The sequence below is a fragment of the uncultured Ruegeria sp. genome (assembly GCF_947497005.1).
Lineage (GTDB): Bacteria > Pseudomonadota > Alphaproteobacteria > Rhodobacterales > Rhodobacteraceae > Ruegeria.
In genome coordinates, this window is the sequence record NZ_CANMFF010000006.1 from 124715 (window position 1) to 142711 (window position 17997).

Below are 17997 nucleotides of genomic sequence, written 5' to 3' on the forward strand. Positions count from 1 at the left end.
TCCGCCAGTATGCGTGGTTTTCTTTGGTTGCTAGGATTGGTTAGGCTGGAGACCATTTGAACGCAAAAGGCTGAACTTAATGCTTGCTGAATCCGCCGGACGAAACGATTTCGAAAATGTGCTGATCGTGGATGACCATCCGTTGTTCTGCGACGCCCTTTCAATGACTCTGCAAAGTGTGGCCCGGATCGGTGAAATTCACACGGCAGATCGGTTGGAAGGCGCAATGGATTTGCTGGCGGGCGGGTTAAAACCCGATGCGGTCATGCTGGACCTGAACTTGCCGGATGTAGACGGGCTGGACGGCCTCGTTCGTCTGAAGGCTGCGGCTAACGCTCCTGTTATTGTCGTGTCATCGCTGGCGGATAACCGCGTTATCAGTCAGGTGATACAGGCTGGGGCGTCGGGTTATGTCCCCAAACACAGCCAACGTGAAGTGTTCCGTACGGCGTTCGAAACGGTTCACTCTGGTGAAATCTTTGTGCCTGAAGGTTGCGTGTTGATCGACGCAGAAGAAGTCGATGAACACAGCGACGCGGTCAACCGGCTTGCAACGCTGACAAATCAGCAGGCCCGCATCCTGCAACTGATCTGCGAAGGCAAACTGAACAAGCAGATCGCCTATGACCTTTCGATCGCAGAAACAACGGTTAAGGCACATGTGACCGCAATCATGCGGAAACTGGGTGTGCAAAGCCGCACGCAAGCAGTTTTAATCGCCAAGAAAGCGTCTTTTGCCAGTGTCTTGCAAGATCAGGGTTAAGCATCATAGTCTCACGTCATCGTCGCGCTTTTAGGGAGGAGGCACGATGGACCAAGCAGTCGGGTGGGCGGCAGCCCAGGCCCGTGCGCCAGGCATCGTTAAAACGGCTTTTGCACAGTACGACACCGGGCAGTCAATCGAGACGCTCGAACGCCAGCTGGGTGATGATCCGCTCGCGCTTGTCATACTGTTTGTCAGTCCAAACGCGGATGCGTCCGCCATCATTGCCGAAGCCGAGAGCTCATTTCATCCGACCCCTGTCGTCGGCTGCACAACCGCCGGAGAGCTGGCGGATAATGGCTATTGCGAAGACCAGATCGTCGCGATCGGCCTGCCGCAATCCCATTTCGCAACGCGCACGGTCTTTGTTTCAGACCTGAACGATTTTGACGCCAACAGCATCATCAAAGAGATGATCCACAACAGAAACGCGATGATTGAAACCTCGCCCGAATGGTACCATGAATTCACGTTTCTGATGATTGATGGGTTGTCGACAAAAGAAGATAAATTGACATCTGAATTGGCCGTTGGCCTGGGTCCGGTACCTTTGTTCGGTGGATCGGCGGGGGATGGTACCCGGTTCGGGAGCACTTATGTTCTGCACGAAGGACAAGCGCGGAGCAATGCGGCTATCCTGACCCAGGTTCGCACGTGCTGCCCGATCAAAGTGTTCAAAACAGATCATCTTGTCCCGGCCGAGCGTCGTATGGTGGTGACCAAAGCGGACCCCGCCAAACGCATCGTTCAGGAAATCAATGCCGAACCCGCTGCGCGCGAATACGCCCGAATCCTGGGCAAGGACCCGGAACAACTGACGACATTCACCTTTGCGGCCCATCCGGTCGTTGTGCAAATCGGCGGCCAGCACCATGTCCGCGCGATTCAGCAGGTGGCTGGTAACGGGGATCTCGTCTTTTTCTCGGCCATTGACGAAGGGCTGGTTCTGACCTTGGCCGAGCCCCGGGACATGGTCGAACATCTGCAGGAAGAGATCGGACTACTGACGGAGAAACGACAACCAGACACCATTCTGGGCTGTGACTGCATCCTTCGCCGGTTGGAGGCGCAGGAAAAACAGATGACACGGGATATTTCGGATATTCTGTCCCGCAATCGCGTCGTCGGGTTTTCGACCTATGGGGAACAGTACAATTCGATCCATGTGAACCAGACCCTGACCGGTGTTGCGATTTACCCGCCCGAGAAAGAGTAAAGCATGATCGAGCATCTCACAGATCCCTCGGACTCGGTTGATCGTCAGAACGAAAAACTGAGGAAGATCGTCGAAGCGCTGATGCGGCGGGTTGAAGAGTCCACCGACGCCTCGGGCGCGGCTTATGCTCAGTTTCAGCGCGCGGCGATGTTGGAACAAGAGGTCCGCGCCCGAACGGATGACCTTGAACGTGCACTTGAGCTTCTGAATGACTCCAATGCAAGGTTGGCGCAGGCCAACAAGGAAACCGAAGCGGCACGGGCCAATCTGGCCAACGCGATCGAAACAGTGCAAGAAGGGTTCGCCCTGTTCAATCGTGATGAAGAGCTGGTTCTGTGCAACAGTCGTTTTGGGTTGCACATGCCCGACATACAGGAACGGCTCAGCCCCGGATTACGCTTTAGCGAGTATGTTGAGCTGGTCAGCCAATCCGGGTTCCTGTCCTTGCCTGAGACTATGTCTTCACAGGACTGGGCCAAAAGCCGACTGGACCGGCACACGGATGACCATGTTGTGTTTAACGTGCGTCTCGCCGGCAATCGATGGTCACAAGTGTCCGAACACCGCACAGCAGACGGCGGTACTGTGATCCTGCAAACCGACGTGACAGATATCATGCGGATCGAACGGCAGGAAAGGGATCGAATTCTTGATGACAAGGCAAGACTGATCCGCGCCACACTTGAACATATCGATCAGGGCGTCTGTATTTTTGACAGCAAACACCGCCTGATCGGCTGGAACAACCGTGCAAGTGAGCTTTTGGCCATTCCGGTCACGCAGTTTCAGATGGGTACGCGATTTGAGACTCTATCCAATCGCCTCAGCGCCAATATCAGCTTTCAGAAAGGAATTACCGAGGCGGATCTGTTGGATTGGGTCAGTCGGCAAATCTCTCGCCGACCCCTTCAATTCCAAATGCACCGGGGGCGATCTAAAATCTTGTCCGTCTATGCCCAGGAAATGCCTGACCGGGGCTTTGTTATTTCGTTTACCGATGTGACGGCAGAACGGAAGTCCGCTCAGGCTTTGTATGAAGCCAAGGAACTTCTGGAGCAACGAGTGGCATCGCGCACAATGGAACTGGCGGATGCTCTGAACGAGGCTGAACGAGCGAATGCATCAAAATCGCGATTTGTGGCGGCCGCCAGCCACGATCTGCTGCAGCCCCTATCTGCTGCAAAACTCTATGTCGCGTCACTGGGTAGTGGTTTGGACAAATGCGACGCTCAGACCGTCGCAACAAAGGCTGAAAGCGCGCTGAACAGCGTCGAACACATTTTGGAAGCCTTGCTGGATATTTCAAAGCTGGATTCCGGGCGGGCCAAGGCTCATTTGTCCACGGTGGCTGTAGGCGAGCTTTTTTCTCAAATGGAGGACGCCTTTCGGCCCGTCGCTCAGGCCAAAGGTCTGAACTTGAGTTTTGTCGACACAAAGGCACTGGTCACTAGCGATGCCAGCTATCTGCGGCGGATATTGCAAAACCTGCTATCGAACGCGATCCGGTACACGGAAACAGGAAAGGTTTTGGTTGGTGTCAGACGGCGCAAGACCGCAATAGCACTCGAGGTCTGGGATACGGGCATCGGCATCGCACCAGATCAACGAGACATCGTTTTTCAAGAATTCCAGCGCCTACACTCCGATGCCAGCGCGGCAGAAGGCATGGGATTGGGCCTTGCAATCGTCGAGCGCGCTTGCGGGTTGTTGCAGCATCCGATCCAACTGCATTCGGAAGTAGGAAAGGGAACTGGGTTTTCCGTTGAAATTCCTTTGGCTCTGGCAGAACCGACCCCGGTGTCAAGCGTTTCAGAATCACATAACCCAAGTTCCGACTTTCTTGGCAACGCGATCGCGTTGCTGATCGAAAACGATGAAAACCTGCGCAGCGCGTTAACCATGACCATCGAAGCTTGGGGTGTTGAAGTTCTGGAATGTGAAAGCGAAAAAGAGGCGGTCAATCTATTACGCGAGATTGGTATCCTCCCGGACTTTGTCGTCGCCGACTTTCAATTGAACAATGGGAAAACAGGGATCGATGCCATACGCGCCCTGACACGAGAATATGGGTATCTGCCCGGCTGTATTATTTCAGCCAACCGATCACCCGAACTTGTTAAGCAGTGCGAGCAGGCGAAGCTGCCTCTTCTCTATAAACCGATTGATCCGCAACTGCTCAGGTCAACACTGGAAAGCTCGATATAACGCGACACCTGAGCGGCACCAGTTATCTCGGTTAGCCGCAGAACTTTCAGATGTCTTCTGTCCGGGGATTGGCGTTGATTTGCTCCAGCATCGATAAGACTTCTGCCTTCCATCCCGCTTTGATCTTCAGCGCCAACTGCGAAGGAGGTCGATGGCTTGGCGAAAGGATCGCGTATTCATACCTGAGAGGGCCCTTGAACGGCAGGAAAACGACACGGCCGTTGGACATATTCAACTTCCGTTCTGTCACGACTGTCAAAGGATCGACAATCGTGCAGCATTGACCCGATCCAACGAAGGGAATGAGTGGCAGGAAATACTGGCACGTCACGTTTGGCGTGTAGGTGGCCGAGACCATCTGAAAAGCACGCTGCACTTTCTTCTGAAAAGGGTGCGTGTCATATAACCCACCCATTGGAACACCATCGAGATCAGAAATCGTCAGGGCCTTTTCTCGGGCTAACGGATTGTCTCTGTCCATCGCGCAAAAGCAATCTCCACTTATGATCTCTGCCGAGAATTGTGGTGTTTTGCCAACCGGATGCTCGAAATCGGCAAACCCGAAATCGATGTTCTGAGTTCCCGCCAATTCCATAATCTGAGGCGAGCTGCGGGTCGAAAGTGTGACCCGAATGTCCGGATTTCCACCGACCGAGCGACTAATAAAATTAGGGAAGGCAAAAATGGAGGGCCCTGGCATAGCGGCAATATTCAGATTGCCGGAGCTTCCTTTAAGAAGCCCATGCATAGTGCTGGAAATAATAGATAATCTGTCAAGAACGCCGGTGGTTTCGGCAAGTAGATAACGGGCCTCAGGCACCGGGATCAAACGTCTCCCTTTCCGCTCAAATAGCGTCAGTCCAAGACTTCTTTCCAGGTTCTTGATTGCAAGGCTGATGGCCGGTTGCGTCCGGTTCAGGTTCTTTGCGGTTTGAGAGATAGAGCCTGTCTCCATCACCTCACGAAATACGGTCAATTGAGTAAGATTCATACTCAAAGTATAAGTAAAACTTCTGTATAGTTAAATATAACAAATTTGTATTTATGATAATTCTCCATAGGCTGGATGGATCAGAGTTCGAACGAACCGAATCCAAGGATCCAAAACTGGGAGCATATGATGAAACTGATGAAATGCCTTACGGGTTTGGCTTTGGCTGGCGCACTGGCCGCGCCTGCTTTTGCACAGGACCCGACCTTTTTCCGCATTGGCACTGGCGGCGCTGGCGGCACCTATTTCCCGATTGGCGGGACCATCGCCAACGGGATTTCGGCTCCTCCCGGATCGCGCCCCTGTGAAGAGGGCGGACAGTGCGGCGTACCCGGCCTGATCGCGATTGCACAATCGACAACAGCGTCGGTCTTTAACAATGCTGCCGTGCAGAACGGCGAGCTTGAAGCCGGACTGGCCGCGGCTGATGTAACGCGCTCGATGTATCTGGGCGAAGGCAAGTTCGACGGAAAACCCCACCCCAAGCTGCGCATCGTCGCCAACCTGTTCCCCGAAGACTTGCATCTGGTTCTGCCTGCGGGCCAGACCATCAGCGATCTGAGTGATCTGGAAGGCAAACGCGTAGGTATCGCACAGGCAGGTTCCGGCACACAGGTGGCCGTGCTCCAAATGTTGGACGCTTGGGGTGTCAACCGTGACAACATGGACGAGGCTGAGTTGAACAACAGCCAAAGCGCAGAGAGACTGGCCGATGGTCAGCTGGACGCCTATTTCTACGCTGCGGGCTGGCCTGTTGCCGCGATGGTGCAACTGTCTTCGACCAAAGGTATGAACCTCCATTCCTTCAGCGATGAAGACCTGGCCAAGATCAACGAGGTTATTCCGGCCTATATTCCGTCCGCCATACCGGGCGGTGTGTATGAAGGTATCGATGCTGAAACCAAGACCCCTGCGGTCAGTGCCATGCTGGTGGTATCCTCGGACCTGTCGGATGAGCTGGTTTATGGCCTGACCAAGGCCCTGTGGAACGACAATACCCGCAAACTGCTGGATAACGGTCATGCCAAAGGTAAGCAGATTACTGCGGATACCGCATTAGATGGCGTCCAGGCCCTTGGCGTTCCGCTGCATCCGGGTGCCGAGAAGTTCTATAAAGAAGCAGGCCTTCTGCAATAATCGAAACTGCGTCTAAGCGTTTCCTCCGGTGCCCCTTTCGGGGCACCGAACACTAGAATTTTGCGAAATCAGGGGGCCATCATGTCCGACACTCAGAAACTTGATGACCATGAACTGACAGCCGAGGAATTGGCGGCCATCGAAGAGCAGTTCGACGAAGGCGCCGCCGTCCGGCAGGTCACCCCTGTAACTGGCAAGGTGCTACGAGTCGTTGCCCTGATCTTTGCCTTCTATGAATTCCTGACCGCCGGGTTTGGTCTGCCTGCCGATCACTGGCATATGGGCATCTATCTGGCGGGCCTGTTCATTTTGGTCTATGCGACCATCCCGATCATCAGTGCCAAAAGCCTTTATGCGCTAAAAGTAAGCCGGTTCCGCATCGGCAACATCCCTCTCTATGATCTGGTTTTCATGGCGTTCGGCATCATGGCGGCCCTGTATGTCGGCTTCGCCTGGCGCGGCATTCCGTTCCTGGGGATCGAAGAACAAACGTTCCGCATGGGCAACCCGAACAACTATGATGTATTCCTCGGCGTCGTCATTATCCTGCTGGTGCTGGACATCGCGCGCCGCACGTTGGGCTGGGTGCTGCCGCTGATCATCTGTGTATTCATCTCATACGCCCTGCTTGGGCCTTACTTCCCCGGCTTGTTGAAACATCCTGGCGTCAACTTCAAAACCTTCGTTTCGTCGATGTATTTCCCGCAGGAAGGCATCTATGGCGTCACGCTTTGGGTGGTCTCGACTATCGTCTTTCACTTCGTCCTGTTCGGCGTCATCGCGCAGCGTACCGGTTTGGGACAACTGTTCATCGATAACGCCACCATTTTGGCGGGCCGCTATACTGGCGGCCCGGCAAAAGTGTCGGTGGTATCCTCGGCCTTCTTCGGCACGATCTCGGGCTCTTCGGTGGCCAACACCGTTTCGACCGGCGCGCTGACAATTCCCAACATGAAGCGCCTTGGATATCCCGGCCATTTTGCGGGCGGGGTCGAAGCCGCGTCCTCGGCAGGTGGTCAGATCACTCCACCGATTATGGGAGCGGCAGCCTTCATCATGGCTGAGTTTCTCGAGGTGCCTTACACTACCATCGTGATTGCGGCGATCTTCCCAGCCCTCTTGCACTATGTCGGTGTATTTACGGTTGTGCACCTGATGGCGCGCAAGCTGAACCTGAAAGGTCTGTCGAAAGAACAGCTGCCGCAGCTCAAAGCTGTCTGGTCCGAAGGCTGGGCCAATATCGTGCCGCTAATCGGCCTGCTGGTGGTCCTGTTCACAGGTTACACGCCATTCATGTCGGCCTTCTGTGGCATTTCACTGGCGGTGATCGCCGGTATGTCACGGATCAAGCAGCCTCCGACATTGATCTATGCTGCAGCTTTCCTGGCCTTTGTGTTGTGGAAGTTTTCGGATGGCGGCTTTGACCTGACCATGACCGCAATCCTGTGCGGCCTGTCGGTGATCGCCTCGCTGAATCCGCAGAAACGTATCGAAGTGCCCGAGATGCTTCAGGCAGTGGAACTGGGCGTAAAATACTCGCTGGCCGTGGGCGCCGCTGCCGCTGCAGTCGGCATCGTAGTGGGCGTGATCAACACCACCGGCATCGGTTTCCGCATCGGCTTTATGGTGACACAGGGCGCGGGCAACCTGGCAGCGGATCTCTACAACATGATCTCGTTCGGCAGTTTCCAGCTGTTTGCTATGGAAGACCTGCAACTGTTCATCTCGTTGGTCTTCATCGCTATTGTCTGCATCTTGATGGGGGCCGGTATTCCCACCACCGCGCTTTACATAATGCTGGTATCAGTCGCACAGCCTGCGCTGGCGCAGTTGGGTGTTCCACCCATCGCGAGCCATCTGTTCGTGTTGTATTATGGCGTGGTGTCCGAGATAACCCCACCGGTCTGCACGTCGGCCTATGCAGCGGCAGCGATTGCGAATTCCAATCCGTTTAGAACCGGACTTTCCGCCTTTACGCTTGGGTTGGGCAAGGTGATCGCGCCGATGGCGTTTGTCTATGCCCCGGTTCTGCTGTTCGTATCGTCCACCGGGTTTGATCTATGGGAATTCACCTATACCGCATCCAGCTGTATTGCCGGGGTCATCGCCCTGTCAGCGGCCGTCGTCGGTTACTGGTTGCAACCTCTCAACATGATCTCGCGCATCCTGATGGCCATCGCCGGGATCATTTTTGTGGCCCCAACATTGACAGCTGACTTGATCGCACTTGCGGTGGCATCACCGGTCATTGTCACACAATTGATCGCCCGCTCCCGGACTCAAGCAACGGCCTGACATGTCTGAACAGGTTACCATTATCGGCGCCGGGATCGTCGGCATCTGCTGTGCGCTGTCCTTGCAGGAGCGCGGCGCAGCCGTGCGGCTGATCGACCGAGGGGAACCGGGGCAAGAGACCTCATTTGGCAACGCCGGTGTCGTCTCACCCTGGTCAGTGATCCCGCAGGCCATGCCCGGTATCTGGAAAACGATCCCACAGATGCTGCTGAATCCCAAAAGTGCCTTGTCAGTCAGACCGTCGTTCTGGCCGAAGATGGTGCCCTGGGGTTTGCGGTTCCTGAAGCAATCAGGTGAGAAGTCGGTACGCGATATCTCGGATGCGATGGAACTGCTGTGCCGACCCTCGATAGAACTCTACCGTCGACATTTGCAGAATACCGGGCAGGAAGATCTGATTGCTGATTCCAACTACATCCATGCATTTCGCCGACCGGATCAGGCTGACCTTAAGGCGCTGGGATATCTGATCCGGCAAGAAAAGGGCGGGCAACTTGAGCGGATCGACGGAAGCGAGCTGCGCCGGATTGAACCTGCATTGTCCAAAGATTTCAAAGCGGCGATCCTGATCAGGGGGCAGGCGCGGGTCACTTCACCCGGTCGGGTCGGCGCGGTTCTGGCCGACAAGGCCCGCCATCAAGGTGCTGAATTCGTACGAGCCGAAGTCACCGGGCTGAACCGAACAGAAGATGGACAATGGCATATAGCAACTCCGCAGGACACACTTAAGGCAGATACTGTCGTGTTGGCCGCCGGAGTTTGGTCTGCCGGGTTGCTGAAACCACTGGGCTTGTCCGTGCCACTGGTGGCTGAACGCGGGTACCATGTTCAATTCCCTACGCCAAATATGGGCTTAGAGAATTCAGTGATGGATGTGGACGCCAAAATTGTTGCCAGTTCCATGCAGGATGGTCTGCGCGTGGCGGGTACTGCGGAATTCGGTAGCATCAACGCGCCACCGGATCCACGCAAACAGGCGCTTCTGACAGAACAGGCTCTGGCAATGATGCCGGATCTGAACATCGCGGACACACAGTTCTGGATGGGCCGACGCCCGTCTTTCCCCGACAGTTTGCCCGCAATTGGACCTATTGAAGGTCAAAAGGGCCTGTTTGGAGCTTTTGGCCATTCCCATTACGGGTTGATGATGGCCCCAAAAACCGGAGAGCTCGTGGCCGACCTGGTGTCAGGGCGACGCCTCAACATAGCATTGGACCCATTTGCCTTGTCGCGGTTCTAACACGCGCAAAGCGCCGTTTCGAAAAAGGATCACCACACCATGCCAATCTATCAGGGCGGACAGAATATCTGCGGGGCCTCCATCGGGGTTTTGTGTCTGGAAAGCTATTTCCCAAAACCTCCCGGACATATCAAGAACCCATCCAGCCTGCCGTTTCCGGTGCTGTACGAAATGATAGATGGTGTCACAGTACCGACACTGCTGAACAATCCGACGCCTGAATTGCTTGACCCGTTTATCAAGGGCGCACAACGGCTTGAGGCTGAAGGCGTGCGAGCCATCACCGGCAGCTGCGGATTTCTCGCACTGTTCCAGAAAGAGCTGGCAGCCGCCGTGACGGTGCCCATTTTTGCCTCAAGCCTGATACAGGTACCTCTGGCTTATCACATGACCGGGGCCAGCGCGCCGGTCGGAGTGATTACCGCCGATGCCTCAGCACTGACACAACGCCATTTCGATGGCGTCGGTGCAGGGGATATACCAGTGGCCGTGCAAGGCCTGGAGCATACCAGTGAGTTCGCAGAGGTAATCCTGCGCAATACGCGCACCCGCATGGACACTGATCTGATCGAAGCCGAAGTTCTGGACGCTGTGCGCAAACTGAAACGCAACACGCCTGAAATACGATCCCTGGTTTTGGAATGCACCGACCTACCGCCTTACGCAGCCCGTATTCAGGAAGAGTTGAAATTACCGGTTTTTGACCTGACGACACTGGCACAGATGGCACATACAGTGAGCACGCGTACCGGATACGGTGGGCTTATGCCCTGGGGTTGATGCTGTCGTGCCTTCCGCGCGTTGATGTTTCGGGTAACTGAGCTGGCGAAAACCGGTTTCGGTATTCGCCGGGCGTCAAACCGACGACTTTCTGAAACATGCGCCGGAAAGCCGATATGTCCATATATCCCACTTCTCGGGCTATCGTTTCGACACTGGTCTTTGACAGCTCCAACTGCTCTCTGGCTTTCCCGATACGGAGCTGCTGCAGGTACTCAGATGGGCTGAGCCCGGTCGCCGTGTGGAACCTGCGTCCAAACGTACGCAGTTCAAGTCGTGCGCAATGCGCCATGTCCGAAACACTCAATTGTTCAGAATATTTGGTCTGTATCCAATGCTGGACCCGAAGTATCGCCTTGTCACCATGGGTCAGGTTAGGCGAAAACGAACTGTAGAAGCTCTGCGCCCGCTCGCCAGGGTCGATCAGGAAAAACCGCGCAACTTCAAGCATAAGTGCCGGGCTCATAAACCGGGCGATCAGGCGCAAGCCCAAGTCCGTCCACGCCATCAATCCACCTGCCGTGACGATGTCACCATCATCGATCAACACCCGGTCGGCTTGCAGGTGAACCTGTGGGAATTTGGTGGCGAATTCTGATGCCAATGCCCAATGGGTGGTTGCTTTCCGACCGTCCAACAGGCCGGATGCAGCAAGCGGGAACGCTCCGGCGCAGATCGAACATACAAGCGCGCCCTGCTGGTGATGTTGCCGGACCCAGTTGATCACGCCTTGTTCTTTCGCGCTCGCAATCCGTGGCCCCATTGAGGGAGGCAAAATCAGCGCGTCCAGATGGTTTTCGTCTTTTGGGAAACTGCGAACAATTCGTGTATCAATCGGGCGTAGGTGGTCGGAGTACTTTTCCTGAAACCGGTTTGCGACCGTAAACAAATCCTGCAATCCGTGGATTGCAGAGCTTTGAGACTCGGGATAGGCGGCCAAACCAATTGTGATGGCATCTCGCATCGGGGTCATTTGTCCGATCTAGCATCTTTTATGTCCGATGCGCCAGTCACGTTATGGCGCTGCATAGCTTATTTCCCGGTCATACTCAGCCAGTAACGGAGACCACGATGACAAAATCTGCCCTGATCCTGATCGACATTCAGAACGACTATTTTCCCGGTGGCGAATGGGAATTGCACAAGATCGAAGAGAGTGCTGCAAACGCTGCCAGTCTGTTGGAGCAGGCCCGCACAGCAGACCAGATGATCGTGCATGTGCATCACGAGTTTCAGATCGAAAGCCCACCTTTCTTTGAGCCGAACACCCCGGGCGCAGAGATTCACGCTCTGGTGACGCCGAAAGAAGGCGAACACAAGGTTCTCAAACACCATGTTAACGCGTTTCGTGACACCAACCTGCAAGCATTGCTGGAAGAAAACGGCGTGACCGACGTGACAATTGCGGGCGACATGAGCCATATGTGCATCGATGCCGCCGCACGTAACGCCGCAGATATCGGCCTGAACGTCACTGTGGTCGAGGATGCTTGTTCCTCGCGCGATCTTGAATTCAACGGTGAAGTCATCCCGGCAGAGCAGGTACACAGAGCTTATATGTCGGCGCTGGGTTTTGCTTATGCCAAAGTCGTGACCACCGCCGACTATCTGGCTGCCGCGTAAGAGCTTGACAGGACGGAAAAACACATGGCTACACTTTACCATGCGCCCCTCACATGTTCTCTGGCTGCGTGTTTTGCAGCGGCTGAGGGTGGGGTTGATCTGAATATTGCACCCCTCAATCTGGCTACCAAGCAGTTGGCGTCTGGCGGATCACTTTATGATGTCAACACGCTGGGTCAGGTGTCGGTTCTGAAGCTGAAAGATGGCTCCCTGCTAACCGAAACCTCTACCGTGATTGCCTGGATACAGGCGCAGTCAACGAACGCGGATTTTCGTATCGATCCCTCCAGCGCGGACTACTTTCAGATGCTGCGCTGGCTGGCCTTTTGCGCCACTGAGCTGCACAAGGGTCTGTTCCGCGTCATCTTCTATCAGGAGGCCACAGATGAAGTGAAAGACCGTGTCCGCGCCCTGGCGCCACTGCGGTTCGACGTTCTGGAAAACCACCTGACCGGGCGTGACTTTCTGCTGGGAGGCAGATATTCGGCCGCAGATACGTATCTGACCTGGTTCTTTGTTCTGTCCAGGTACGCCCAGGTGGATCATGCCACTTATCCGAATATCGAAGCCTATCGCCAACGCGTTCTGGCGCGCCCTGCGATTCAGGCCCTGATCGAGAGCGACACGCAACTGGATCAGGATCTGAGGCAGAACCTGTTTGCCGCCTGACTAAAAAAGTCGGATTGCCGCAGGTCCTTGCGGCTGTCCGCTGGCTCTAGAAGACAGACAAGGACAAGGGCCTTTCCCTTGCCGGAGCGGGTGGTTAAGAAGTCCTTCCACCGTCGTTTCAGGAGGCCCCATTGGACCGTATTGCTCGCACTATCGCCACCGAAATCAACGCACGTTCCAATCAGGTTGATGCAGCGATCAAGCTGTTGGACGACGGTGCAACAGTGCCCTTTGTCGCCCGCTACCGGAAAGAAGCGACCGGTGGTCTGGATGATACCCAATTGCGCCGTCTGTCCGAGCGTCTGACCTATCTACGCGAACTTGAGGCACGGCGCGAAACAATCCTGAACTCGATCAGGGATCAGGGAAAACTGACCGAAGATTTGGGCATATCGATAGCCAAGGCGGAAACCAAGGCACAGCTGGAAGATATCTATCTGCCTTACAAGCCCAAGCGGCGCACAAAGGCGATGATTGCGCGCGAAAACGGGCTGGAACCCTTGGCCGACGCCATACTGGCCGATCGCAATGCTGAGCCAGAAACACTGGCCGAGGCCTATCTGACCGAAGCTGTTCCCACGCATCGGGATGCATTAAACGGCGCGCGGGACATCCTGACTGAACGATTGACGGAAAACGCAACACTGCTGGGTGAGCTGCGCGCGTTCATGCAGCGCGAGGCGATGTTCAGCGCCAAGGTCATCGAAGGGAAAGAAAAGGAAGGCGCAAAATTTAGCGATTACTTCGACCATTCCGAGCTTTGGGCGGATGTGCCATCCCATCGGGCGCTGGCGATGCTACGCGCTTCGAAAGAAGGTATTGCTACGCTGGACATCGCACCGGAGCCGGAATTCGGCGCTGCGCGGGCTGAGACGATTGTCGCCGCACATTTGCAGACACGTGGTCAAGGACCGGGTGATGCCTGGTTGCGCAAAGCCGCAGGCTGGACGTGGCGGGTTAAACTGTCGCTGTCCATGATGGTTGAGCTGATGGCCGACCTGCGCAGTCGCGCACAGGACGAGGCCATTCAGGTTTTTTCGCGCAACCTCAAGGATTTGCTCTTTGCTGCTCCAGCAGGAGCCAAGGCCACTCTGGGTCTCGATCCGGGTATCCGCACCGGTGTGAAGGCGGCAGTGGTTGATGCTACCGGTAAGGTTGTCGCCACCGACACGCTCTATCCGTTTCAACCAAAGAACAACGTGCGCGGCGCACAGGCGACCATCCTCAATCTGATCTCGACCCACCAGATAGAACTGATCGCCATCGGGAATGGGACAGCAAGCCGTGAAACCGAACGGTTGGTCGCAGACACGCTGGCCCTGCTGCCAAAGACAGTGAAAGCGCCAACCAAGGTGGTGGTGTCCGAGGCCGGCGCCTCGGTCTATTCAGCCTCTGAACTGGCCGCACGTGAGTTTCCCGACCTGGATGTTTCGTTGCGCGGCGCGGTTTCCATTGCGCGGCGATTGCAGGACCCTTTGGCGGAACTGGTCAAAATCGAACCGAAATCCATTGGTGTTGGTCAATACCAGCATGACGTGGACCAGCACCGCCTGTCACAATCACTGGATTCTGCGATTGAGGATGTGGTGAACGCGGTCGGTGTCGATCTGAACACTGCATCAGCTCCGTTGCTGTCGCGTGTTTCCGGTCTGGGCCCGGCACAGGCCGAAGCCATAGTCACACACCGCGATCTGAACGGGCCGTTCCGATCGCGCAAAGACTTACTATCTGTCGCTCGGCTGGGTCCGCGTGCGTTTGAACAGTGCGCCGGCTTTCTGCGCATTCGTGATGGGGTGGAACCGCTGGATGCTTCGTCGGTGCACCCCGAAGCATATGACGTTGCCCGAGGTGTCATATCTGCCTGTGGGCGCGATATCCGACGCATCATGGGCCATGAAGGGGCTTTGAAAGGATTGCAGGCACAGCAATTCGTAACCCAAGACTTTGGTCTGCCTACGATTCGGGATATCTTTGCCGAGCTTGAAAAACCCGGACGAGACCCCCGGCCCAGCTTTGTCACGGCTTCGTTTGCCGATGGCGTCGAAGAGATCACCGATTTGAAGCCCGGGATGATTCTGGAAGGCACTGTGACAAACGTGGCCGCATTTGGGGCATTTGTGGATGTAGGCGTTCATCAGGATGGGCTGGTTCATGTCAGCCAGCTGGCCGACCGCTTTGTCAAAGATCCACATGAGGTCGTTAAAGCTGGGCAAGTTGTAAAAGTCCGCGTTGTAGAGGTGGATGTGCCGAGAAAACGAATCGGTCTTTCGATGCGCAAACAGGGCGGCGGCGGGAAGGGGCGCGCCTGATCCGCAAAGTGCTCCCTTTCCGGGCGCAACGACATGAAGGCCATGCATATCGGAATTAACGTGTCGATCAACTCGGGCGACCCTTTTGCGTTGTTTTCATTATGTGTTGAACTGGATATCAGCAAGTGAGTACGCAGCACCCGACCTACACACCTGAGCGGAAACGAAACATAATGCACTTCCACAACAAGCCCTATGACAAGCTTCAGGTTGGCGATACGGCTGAGTTGGTCCGCATCTGCTCGGTCGACGATTTTTATGTGTTCGCCAACAATTCGGGCAACCACAATCCGCTCCATCTGGCCAGCGAGGATGGCGACGGCGACCACGTCAACGAAGCGGTCGCACCTGCCATGTTTGTGGGGGCTCTGATCTCGGCCGTTTTAGGCAACGTTCTACCGGGGGCAGGGACGCTCTATAAATCGCAGCGCTTTGACTTTGTTGAAAGGGCACATGCGGGTGACGAGCTGGTGTCCAAAGTCACCGTTTCCGAGAAGCGGCCGAACCGCGAAGTCGTCTTTGATACGGTCGTTACGCGCCCATTAGATGGTGCTGTAATTGTTAGCGGACAGGCTGTTGTGGTCGCGCCGGATAAAGAGATGGTATTTGCTGAGTTGGAGGTGCCTGGGCTTGTGGTCAAACGTCATCGTCACTTTGATGCCATGCTGGAAAAGGTGCGCCCACTGCCGCCTATGCCTACTGCTGTTGTGGCCCCGGAAGAGCCTAATTCCTTGGGTGGAGCCCTGTTGGCCGCACATGAAACAATCATTACCCCCATTCTGATCGGTGACCCTGACAAAATCGCGAATGCTGCCGCTGAACTCGGCACCTCGCTGGATGGGTTTGAAATTGTGCCGCAGAACGATCACTTCAGTGCGGCCAACACAGCGGTCGACCTCGTTGCAGAAGGTAGAGTGAAAGCGCTCATGAAAGGGCAATTGCGCACGGACGAGCTGCTAAAGGCCGCGTTGAGGCGAGAAAATGGCCTGCGCGCCGGTCGGCGCTTTACCCACGTCTTTGTCATGGACATCCCCGGACAACCCAGACCGCTTTTGGTGACAGACGCGGCGATCAACATCGAACCGGATCTGGAAACAAAGATTGATATTGTCCAAAACGCAATCAATCTGGCCCGTTCGCTGGGGATCGATAACCCCAGGGCTGGCATCCTTTCTGCCATCGAAACAGTCAATCCGGCCATCCGATCTTCGGTTGATGCGGCACTGCTGTCGAAAATGGCAGAACGCGGCCAGATTACCGGCGGGCTGGTCGACGGCCCTCTTGCCATGGACAATGCGGTCAGCCTTGCTGCTGCCCGGTCCAAGGGGATTGTTTCGGATGTCGCAGGCAAAACGGATATTCTGGTGGTGCCCAATCTGGATGCCGGGAACATGATGGCCAAGCAACTGACCTATATCGCGAATGCAGAAGGGGCTGGTGTGGTCATGGGGGCCAAAGCACCCATCATTCTGACCAGCCGAGCAGATGACGATAAGGCCCGACTGGCGTCCTGCGCCGTGGCGGCTCTGCACGATGCCTTCACTCAATCGCACACCGGAGAGCCCACATGACGCATGTCGTGACACTGAACGCCGGATCGTCTTCGATGAAATTTGGTCTGTTTAAGCTGACCGAAGACGATCCTATCATGGTTTGCACCGGGGCGGTCGAGCGGATTGGAGAACAGGAACCGCTTGTTAAAGCGAAGTCTTCCGATGGCAGTGTCCTTGCAAGCGGCTCTGCGGGCGAAATACATGATCACGCTGAAGCCCTGGACTGGGTTTTGAACCTGCTGGCTCGCTCCTTCCCAAATAGCGACGTGACTGCGGTAGGACACCGTGTTGTTCACGGTGGGCCTGAGATCGACGCGCCGCTGCCATTGACACAGGCTTCCATTGAAGCGCTGGATAAGCTGTCGCCGTTCGCCCCGTTACATCAGCCGCACAATCTGGCAGGGGCAAAGGCCGCGATGAAGCGCTTTCCAAACGCCGTTCAAATCGCCTGTTTCGATACAGCCTTTCACCGCAATCACCCTTGGGAAAATGATGTATTCGCCTTGCCGCGCGAGTATTACGACAAAGGCGTTCGGCGCTATGGCTTTCACGGGCTCAGTTATGAATACATCTCGGATCATATGGCAAAAACAGCGCCGCTGCTGCACGAAGGGCGAGTGGTAGTGGCCCATCTGGGCAACGGCGCGTCGATGTGCGCAATGATAGGGGGGCGATCCGTGGGCTCAACAATGGGGTTCTCGGCCCTGGACGGATTGCCGATGGGTTCGCGTTGCGGCCAGTTGGATCCGGGCGTTGTGTTATATCTGATGGATCAGGAAGGGCTGAGCGCGGACGAAATCTCGGACCTTCTGTTCCGGAAGTCAGGGTTGTTGGGCCTTTCGGGGCTATCGAGCGATATGCGCACCCTGGAAAAGGCGGATACGCGCGAAAGCCGTCAGGCCATCAGCTATTTCACCTTCCGTATTCGTCGTGAACTTGGTGCGATGGCGGCCATTCTCGGCGGAATCGATGCTTTGGTGTTCACCGGCGGGATCGGAGAAAACTCGCGCCTTGTGCGTGAACGGGTGTGTTCCGGGATGGGATGGTTGGGTATCGAGCTGAATCCGGATGCAAATGCAGATAACGACCTGATCATCTCAACCGATCTGTCCCGCGTGGTAACCATGGCGATTCCAACAAATGAAGAGCTGGTCATTGCCCGTGCAGCAGCTGATCTGTTGGCCGAACGCCCGCACCAAAAAACCGCATAGAGAGT

The 17997-nt window shown here is 55.6% G+C and carries 14 protein-coding genes; 12 read left to right on the forward strand and 2 right to left on the reverse strand.

Annotated features, from left to right (window positions below; genetic code table 11):
* Positions 1–79: 79 nt before the first annotated feature.
* The 3 genes from Q0816_RS10365 to Q0816_RS10375 are packed head-to-tail and all read left to right on the forward strand — an operon-like array spanning position 80 to position 4184.
* Complete coding sequence (locus Q0816_RS10365) at positions 80–763, forward strand: response regulator transcription factor (RefSeq protein WP_298850105.1); 684 nt, start codon at positions 80–82, stop codon at positions 761–763.
* 46 nt (positions 764–809) lie between these two features.
* Entirely contained in the window at positions 810–1979 is a 1170-nt protein-coding gene (locus Q0816_RS10370; protein ID WP_298850107.1) for an FIST N-terminal domain-containing protein, read from the forward strand.
* A 3-nt stretch (positions 1980–1982) separates the two neighbouring features.
* On the forward strand, positions 1983–4184 hold the full coding sequence (locus tag Q0816_RS10375; RefSeq protein WP_298850110.1) for a PAS-domain containing protein: 2202 nt from the start codon (positions 1983–1985) through the stop codon (positions 4182–4184).
* A gap of 46 nt (positions 4185–4230) precedes the next feature.
* On the opposite strand, the gene Q0816_RS10380 is transcribed toward Q0816_RS10375, so the two are convergent.
* Positions 4231–5175: a LysR family transcriptional regulator gene (locus Q0816_RS10380; RefSeq protein WP_298850335.1), complete on the reverse strand. Its 945-nt coding sequence runs from the start codon at positions 5173–5175 to the stop codon at positions 4231–4233.
* 138 nt (positions 5176–5313) lie between these two features.
* Between Q0816_RS10380 and Q0816_RS10385 the strand changes: the two genes are divergently transcribed.
* The 4 genes from Q0816_RS10385 (at position 5314) to Q0816_RS10400 (ending at position 10627) form a co-directional block, all read left to right on the forward strand.
* Positions 5314–6312, forward strand: a complete 999-nt coding sequence (locus Q0816_RS10385; RefSeq protein WP_298850337.1) for a TAXI family TRAP transporter solute-binding subunit — start codon at positions 5314–5316, stop codon at positions 6310–6312.
* A gap of 81 nt (positions 6313–6393) precedes the next feature.
* On the forward strand, positions 6394–8607 hold the full coding sequence (locus tag Q0816_RS10390; protein WP_298850112.1) for a TRAP transporter fused permease subunit: 2214 nt from the start codon (positions 6394–6396) through the stop codon (positions 8605–8607).
* A 1-nt stretch (position 8608) separates the two neighbouring features.
* Positions 8609–9847: an FAD-binding oxidoreductase gene (locus Q0816_RS10395; RefSeq protein ID WP_298850114.1), complete on the forward strand. Its 1239-nt coding sequence runs from the start codon at positions 8609–8611 to the stop codon at positions 9845–9847.
* 39 nt (positions 9848–9886) lie between these two features.
* Positions 9887–10627, forward strand: a complete 741-nt coding sequence (locus Q0816_RS10400; RefSeq protein WP_298850116.1) for an aspartate/glutamate racemase family protein — start codon at positions 9887–9889, stop codon at positions 10625–10627.
* Here Q0816_RS10400 and Q0816_RS10405 read toward each other — a convergent pair.
* The gene (locus Q0816_RS10405; protein WP_298850118.1) at positions 10611–11600 is read right to left on the reverse strand and encodes a GlxA family transcriptional regulator; all 990 of its coding nucleotides are present in this window, start codon (positions 11598–11600) and stop codon (positions 10611–10613) included. The genes Q0816_RS10400 and Q0816_RS10405 overlap by 17 nt on opposite strands.
* Before the next feature lie 98 nt (positions 11601–11698).
* On the opposite strand from Q0816_RS10405, the gene Q0816_RS10410 reads away from it, so the two are divergent.
* From Q0816_RS10410 to Q0816_RS10430, 5 genes are all read left to right on the forward strand, one after another.
* Positions 11699–12250 (forward strand): cysteine hydrolase family protein, encoded by a 552-nt coding sequence (locus Q0816_RS10410; RefSeq protein ID WP_298850120.1) that lies wholly within the window; start codon positions 11699–11701, stop codon positions 12248–12250.
* 24 nt (positions 12251–12274) lie between these two features.
* The gene (locus Q0816_RS10415) at positions 12275–12919 is read left to right on the forward strand and encodes a glutathione binding-like protein (protein ID WP_298850122.1); all 645 of its coding nucleotides are present in this window, start codon (positions 12275–12277) and stop codon (positions 12917–12919) included.
* A 131-nt stretch (positions 12920–13050) separates the two neighbouring features.
* A complete protein-coding gene (locus Q0816_RS10420) occupies positions 13051–15228 on the forward strand; it encodes a Tex family protein (RefSeq protein ID WP_298850124.1) in 2178 nt (725 codons plus the stop codon).
* 173 nt (positions 15229–15401) lie between these two features.
* Positions 15402–16799 (forward strand): bifunctional enoyl-CoA hydratase/phosphate acetyltransferase, encoded by a 1398-nt coding sequence (locus Q0816_RS10425; RefSeq protein WP_298850339.1) that lies wholly within the window; start codon positions 15402–15404, stop codon positions 16797–16799.
* Positions 16796–17992, forward strand: coding sequence for an acetate/propionate family kinase (locus Q0816_RS10430; RefSeq protein WP_298850126.1), 1197 nt, complete (start codon positions 16796–16798; stop codon positions 17990–17992). Before Q0816_RS10425 ends, Q0816_RS10430 begins: the two co-directional genes overlap by 4 nt.
* Positions 17993–17997: the final 5 nt, after the last annotated feature.

Bases quoted from the DNA above. Each gene is read 5' to 3' on its own strand.
- Q0816_RS10400 (WP_298850116.1), top strand. From the start codon at position 9,887: ATGCCAATCTATCAGGGCGGACAGAATATCTGCGGGGCCTCCATCGGG.
- Q0816_RS10375 (WP_298850110.1), top strand. From the start codon at position 1,983: ATGATCGAGCATCTCACAGATCCCTCGGACTCGGTTGATCGTCAGAAC.
- Q0816_RS10390 (WP_298850112.1), top strand. From the start codon at position 6,394: ATGTCCGACACTCAGAAACTTGATGACCATGAACTGACAGCCGAGGAA.
- Q0816_RS10365 (WP_298850105.1), top strand. From the start codon at position 80: ATGCTTGCTGAATCCGCCGGACGAAACGATTTCGAAAATGTGCTGATC.
- Q0816_RS10415 (WP_298850122.1), top strand. From the start codon at position 12,275: ATGGCTACACTTTACCATGCGCCCCTCACATGTTCTCTGGCTGCGTGT.
- Q0816_RS10430 (WP_298850126.1), top strand. From the start codon at position 16,796: ATGACGCATGTCGTGACACTGAACGCCGGATCGTCTTCGATGAAATTT.
- Q0816_RS10410 (WP_298850120.1), top strand. From the start codon at position 11,699: ATGACAAAATCTGCCCTGATCCTGATCGACATTCAGAACGACTATTTT.
- Q0816_RS10385 (WP_298850337.1), top strand. From the start codon at position 5,314: ATGAAATGCCTTACGGGTTTGGCTTTGGCTGGCGCACTGGCCGCGCCT.
- Q0816_RS10380 (WP_298850335.1), bottom strand. From the start codon at position 5,175: ATGAATCTTACTCAATTGACCGTATTTCGTGAGGTGATGGAGACAGGC.
- Q0816_RS10370 (WP_298850107.1), top strand. From the start codon at position 810: ATGGACCAAGCAGTCGGGTGGGCGGCAGCCCAGGCCCGTGCGCCAGGC.
- Q0816_RS10405 (WP_298850118.1), bottom strand. From the start codon at position 11,600: ATGACCCCGATGCGAGATGCCATCACAATTGGTTTGGCCGCCTATCCC.
- Q0816_RS10395 (WP_298850114.1), top strand. From the start codon at position 8,609: ATGTCTGAACAGGTTACCATTATCGGCGCCGGGATCGTCGGCATCTGC.
- Q0816_RS10425 (WP_298850339.1), top strand. From the start codon at position 15,402: ATGCACTTCCACAACAAGCCCTATGACAAGCTTCAGGTTGGCGATACG.